At 53.6% G+C, this 4,965-nt stretch carries 7 protein-coding genes; 2 read left to right on the top strand and 5 right to left on the bottom strand.

Going from position 1 to position 4,965, the window contains the following annotated elements; translation table 11 throughout:
* Positions 1–871: signal peptide peptidase SppA (gene sppA / locus MVD07_RS08635; protein ID WP_297500909.1), on the bottom strand; the 871-nt coding region annotated here is incomplete at its 3' end.
* A gap of 92 nt (positions 872–963) precedes the next feature.
* Here sppA and MVD07_RS08630 point away from each other — a divergent pair.
* On the top strand, positions 964–1,770 hold the full coding sequence (locus MVD07_RS08630) for a sugar phosphate isomerase/epimerase (RefSeq protein ID WP_297500906.1): 807 nt from the start codon (positions 964–966) through the stop codon (positions 1,768–1,770).
* Here the strand turns inward: MVD07_RS08630 and MVD07_RS08625 are convergent.
* From MVD07_RS08625 to MVD07_RS08610, 4 genes are read right to left on the bottom strand one after another with little or no spacing between them, the layout of a single operon-like run.
* A complete protein-coding gene (locus tag MVD07_RS08625; protein ID WP_297500903.1) occupies positions 1,744–2,157 on the bottom strand; it encodes a ribonuclease III family protein in 414 nt (137 codons plus the stop codon). The genes MVD07_RS08630 and MVD07_RS08625 overlap by 27 nt on opposite strands.
* Positions 2,158–2,162: 5 nt before the next feature.
* Positions 2,163–2,450, bottom strand: a complete 288-nt coding sequence (locus tag MVD07_RS08620; protein ID WP_297500912.1) for a DNA-directed RNA polymerase subunit L — start codon at positions 2,448–2,450, stop codon at positions 2,163–2,165.
* Entirely contained in the window at positions 2,440–3,069 is a 630-nt protein-coding gene (locus MVD07_RS08615; protein ID WP_297500900.1) for a DUF2067 family protein, read from the bottom strand. The genes MVD07_RS08620 and MVD07_RS08615 overlap by 11 nt, the downstream gene beginning before the upstream one ends.
* Complete coding sequence (locus tag MVD07_RS08610) at positions 3,066–3,662, bottom strand: exosome complex RNA-binding protein Csl4 (RefSeq protein ID WP_297500897.1); 597 nt, start codon at positions 3,660–3,662, stop codon at positions 3,066–3,068. The genes MVD07_RS08615 and MVD07_RS08610 overlap by 4 nt, the downstream gene beginning before the upstream one ends.
* 107 nt (positions 3,663–3,769) lie before the next feature.
* Here MVD07_RS08610 and MVD07_RS08605 point away from each other — a divergent pair.
* Positions 3,770–4,965: threonine--tRNA ligase (locus tag MVD07_RS08605; protein ID WP_297500893.1), on the top strand; the 1,196-nt coding region annotated here is incomplete at its 3' end.

Genomic DNA, 4,965 nt, shown 5'->3' with positions numbered 1-4,965 from the left:
TTGCGTTCATAAGACTCTCAAGAACCGATATGGCGGTGTCTATGCCTCCCGTCTCGTCCACGAGGGTTCCGGTAACGTTCTCCGCGAACCACGTCCTTCCGGTTGCGAACTTCTTGACAGTGCTCATGTTCATACCCCTGCCCTCAGAGACGGCCTTAAGGAAGGCCTGGAAGTATGTGTTCACCATACCGGATATTATCTTCTTCTCCTCGGGGGTGAGGCCGCGCCACTCGGCCCCCATGTCTTTGTAGGGGCCTGTCTTAAAGACCTCCACCTTTATGCCGTTCATCTCGTAGTTCTTCTCAAGGTCGTAGTGAACGTAGATAACCCCTATGCTCCCAACCTCTGCCAGGGGGTCTGCAACTATCTTCTCGGCGCCTACAGCTATGTAGTAACCACCTGAAGCCATGATCCCCCCGGAGTAGGCAACCACAGGCTTTACCAACGAGAGCTTCCTGACCTCGGAGTATATCTCCATGACCGGGCCAACACTTCCGCCGGGACTCTCAATCCAGAGCAGAACCCCGCCAACGGAGGAGTTTGAGGCAAGTTCCCGGAGGAGGGGCACAACTTGAAGGGCTGTGTACTCGTCTATGATGCCGAAAATGGGAACGATTGCTACGGTGCCATTGCCAGTTTCGTTTATAAGAGAGCGGAGGAAGCTTATCTGATCTTCAAGTTCACTCTCCTGAAAGGAAGCGTTGCACCCGAAGCTGACGTTTAGGGTGTTCACTTCAACCGGCCTGAAAGTTCCGTTTGACGGAATGGTGTATGGGGAGGTCGAATGGTAGAGGACAACTATTGTCACGGCCGAGAGCGCAAGAAGGAGCGCTAAGACTGCCGACACGTACTTCCAGATGTTCTCCCTCATTCTCCCACCGGCTGGATTTCCACGTGGAGCTTTTAAACTCTGCCCTCGCTAAGCTTTTATATCCCCTGGGCAACTTCATTCAAGGTGGTAGTATGGAGATAGGGGTTACGATATACCCGCACTTCATCACGAAGGACAAGGGCCTAGCATCGATACTGGCCGACGTGAAGATAAAGAACTACGACTTCGTCTCAATATTCCCCCACGCCCTTGGGCTGATAAAGAACGGTGCCGTCGTTGAGAGGAAGCTGAGGTCAATTGAGACCACGCTGAAGGGTGTTGGCATAGACTACATAGTCAGGATGCCGATCTCGGTGAATCTCCGCGACCACATCTACTACAGCAGACACTTCCGCGTTGCGAAGGCCGTTGCAGACGTTGCGATAAAGCTCGGGGCAAAGGTCGTTGTTATGCAGAGCGGAAAGACCGGAAGGCTTGATCTGGAGATTGAGGCGATACAGCAACTCGCCGATATGGTCGGCCCATTCGGCATAAAAATAGCCCTGGAGAACACCTTCAGCGTCAAGGACACCCTCTATGTAGTTGACAACGTTGACCGGAAAAACGTGGGCTTTGCCCTTGATGTTGCCCACGCATTCCTGAGTGCACAGGGCAACGACGAGAAGCTCCTTGAGGACGTCAAGCTCGGAACCGAGAAGACAATTATACTGATGATCCACGACAACTTCGGAAAGCTCTTTCCGCAGGTGGAGCCAGAAGATGCCCTGGCTTACGGAGTCGGCGACCTCCACCTCTTGCCCGGTGAGGGGGGTATACCCTTTGGAAAGGTTCTCAAGCTTTTCGGCGACGTTCCTCTCCTCCTGAAGGTCAAGAACTCAGAAAAGTTCGTCAAGATACCGGACAAGCAGGGGCTAATCGAGCTTCTCACAAGCCTCTGAGAGCCTTTTCCCTATTTCCCTGTAGAGAACTGCCAGTGCTTTACCTATGGCCTCCTTTTTTCTGGTAAAGTGCTTAACGTCCTCGCTGAGGTTCTCGCGAATTATTCCAACAGCCTCCTCAATCGTTATCAGCCCTTCCAGCCACGCGTAGGCAAAAACTGCCTCGGCAACGTCTCCTCTGGCGTGCTTGTCGCTCCTCGGTGGGGCGAGCTTTCGAAGGCCCGACATCTCAAGGGCCATGCTGAGGGAAGCGTTTGGAACCCTCTCCCCCGTCGGCCTTCCGAGGTATTCACTCAGGGCTAGGGAAAAGACGAAGTTGAGCAGAGAATCACCGAACTTTGAAAGTCCCTTGTCGGTGAAGTTTCTCGGATAGGAAAAAGAGGCCAATGGGTTCACCCTTCAAGGGTCTTCTTCCAAGCCTCAAGGGCCTCTCTGGCACCATCAAATATCTTCTGCGCGGCCTCTTCGAGGGCTTTTTCAGGGGTGATCTTGCCGTCGGTGACGACCTTAAAGCGCGGTTTCCTCGCCATGAGGATGGGGTGTTCTATCGTGTATCCGGCAAAGGTAACGTGCCCGTTTTCCTCAAGATACTCCTTGAGCAGGTTCGCGAAGGTGTGGTCTTCCCCCTCAATGTAGAACTCCAGCACGTTGTCTTCCCGCCTGATGACCTCAATCTTCATTATCATCACCTTTTAAAGCCTTGAGTAGCTCCTCCAGGGCCTGCTCCTTGTTCTTGACCAGTTCGTATTTAAACTTATCCTCCTTCCACTCCGCTAGGCCCAGATCGACGAGGGCATCAATGACGTCCTCAGGTGGTATATCAAAGGCGACTGAAAGGGGGACGACGACTTCCCTGATCTGCTTCGTCGTCTGGAGAGCTATCTCGGAAAGAGCCTCGCCTAGACGGGACACGAGTTCAACGGCCTCCTTCCAAGGCATCGAGGTTATCAGCTCACTCCCCCTGACCTCAGCCCTCTCACCGAGTAGCTCAAGAGCTCTCAGAAGTATAGGTGTGGAGATGCTGGCACCGGCTTCCCTGAGGAGGTCGTCTACTGAGTAGTGATACATCCCGCGTCTGTCCGGGTAGAGCTTTGCCCTCACCCTGTTTTGTATCTCCCTTATCTTGGTGAGGGCTTCTCTTATCTCATCCTTCGTTCCTTGGACGTTTACCTTAAGGGAATCGAGTTTACCGTGGACGTAGATAAAAGCCGGAAGGCGGAGCCTCTGGAGCTCCTTCATGAACTCCTCCTTTTCCCCCTCGTCCCTGACGTGGATCGTGATTACCCTTTTGGCTCTCATAAAGACACCTTTATCTTTCTGTAGAGAGGGGAGAGCTTCCTCGTCTCGACATTGCCGCAGCGAGGACAGATGAGCTTGTCGCCCCGCCTTATGAGTGGAGTCCTGCAACGGGAACAGAGGGCGTAAACGACCCCCATATCCGGCTCTCTGGTAGAGAGCTGTATCGGACTCTTCTCGTTGGCTATAACCCTCGCCCTGACGATGTCCCCGATTTTGAACTCCTTGCTCAGGTCATCGACGAAGCCCTCCCTGACTTGGGAGATGTGTATCCCAGCCAGCTTGGAGATCGCTATCTCCCTGTCGTTTTCCCTCCCCTCAATGGCCAAGAGCTGGGCTATAACGGCCTGGGACTTGACCTCTATGACCCTCGCGAGGACAATGTCCCCGACCTTTGGCAGGGGCGGTGTATCGGTTACGGGTTCGACGCTTATTTCCATCCTCTCCCTGTTGATCCTTACTTTACCGGCCCTTGTGGCGTAGAGCTCGCCGTTCTCTTCCCTAACTCCTTCTCTAGGGAGAAACTCCTCGATGACCCCTAGATAATCACCGGGGAGGACGAGCTGACCATCTTTAGCACCCCTCTTATCCTCCATTCTCACACCTCCGTGAAAGTTCCGACCCGGATTTTTTAAGCCTTTAGTTTTATAAAGGACGGGAGAAAAGTTTTAGTAATTCAGGCAAAGTTTCGGTGGTGGTTGAGATGAGAATGCTTCTGATACACGCAGACTACCTCGAATACGAGGTCAAGGACAAGGCCCTTAAGAACCCCGAGCCAATAAGCGAGGAGCAGAAAAAGGGCAGGCTCGAGGAAGTTCTGGCGGTCTTTATAAGCGTCGAGAAGGCCGACGAGGCCAATCCGGATGAAGTTGTTGAGAAAGCAGTGGAAGAAATCAAGGACGTCGCAGAGCAGGTTAAAGCGGAGAGGGTCTTCGTTTACCCCTTCGCCCATCTGAGCAGTGAGCTGGCGAAGCCGGATGTGGCCCTCAAGATTCTTCAGAAAATTGAGGAGAGGCTTAAAAAGGAGGGCTTTGAGGTCAAGAGGGCACCCTTCGGCTACTACAAGGCGTTCAAGCTGAGCTGCAAGGGCCACCCGCTGGCCGAGCTCAGCAGGACGATAGTCCCGAGCGGGGAGGAAGTGAGCAAAGAGGAGCGCAACATAGCCCTTGAGAAGGAGAAGGAGCTGAAGAGCTACTGGTACATCCTCACTCCCGAAGGCGAGCTTATCGAAGTTGACAGGTTCGACTTCACCGGCCATGAGAACCTCAGGAAGTTCGCAAACTACGAAATAAGCAAGAGCCGTGTAGCTGAGAGGGAGCCCCCTCACGTTAAGCTGATGCTCGAGCACGAGCTGGTGGATTATGAACCAGGGAGTGATGCCGGGAACCTGCGCTACTACCCGAAGGGGCGCCTTATAAAGGGGCTCCTTGAGCAGTACGTAACCGAGAAGGTCATCGAGTACGGTGCCATGGAAGTCGAGACGCCCATCATGTACGACTTCGAACATCCAGCTCTGGAGAAGTACCTGAACAGGTTCCCGGCCAGGCAGTACATAGTCAAGAGCGGTGACAAGAAGTTCTTCCTAAGATTCGCGGCATGCTTCGGTCAGTTCCTCATAAAGAAGGACGCGACCATAAGCTACCGCAACCTTCCTTTGAGGATGTATGAGCTCACCAGGTACTCCTTCAGGAGGGAGAAGAGAGGTGAGCTTAGCGGTCTCAGGAGGCTCAGGGCCTTCACGATGCCCGACATGCATACCGTCGCCCGCGACCTCAAACAGGCCATGGACGAGTTCAAGAAGCAGTACAAGCTCAGTATGGAGGTTCTCAAGGGGGTCGGTCTTACTCCGGATGACTACGAGGTAGCGATAAGGTTCACCCGCGACTTCTGGGAGTCCAA

Source organism: Thermococcus sp. (assembly GCF_027008145.1).
Taxonomy (GTDB): Archaea; Methanobacteriota_B; Thermococci; order Thermococcales; family Thermococcaceae; genus Thermococcus.
This window is presented reverse-complemented; position numbering and strand designations above follow the sequence as displayed.

Coding starts and splice junctions, on each gene's coding strand:
- MVD07_RS08620 (WP_297500912.1), bottom strand. CDS start 2,450: ATGAAGATTGAGGTCATCAGGCGGGAAGACAACGTGCTGGAGTTCTAC.
- MVD07_RS08630 (WP_297500906.1), top strand. CDS start 964: ATGGAGATAGGGGTTACGATATACCCGCACTTCATCACGAAGGACAAG.
- MVD07_RS08610 (WP_297500897.1), bottom strand. CDS start 3,662: ATGGAGGATAAGAGGGGTGCTAAAGATGGTCAGCTCGTCCTCCCCGGT.
- MVD07_RS08615 (WP_297500900.1), bottom strand. CDS start 3,069: ATGAGAGCCAAAAGGGTAATCACGATCCACGTCAGGGACGAGGGGGAA.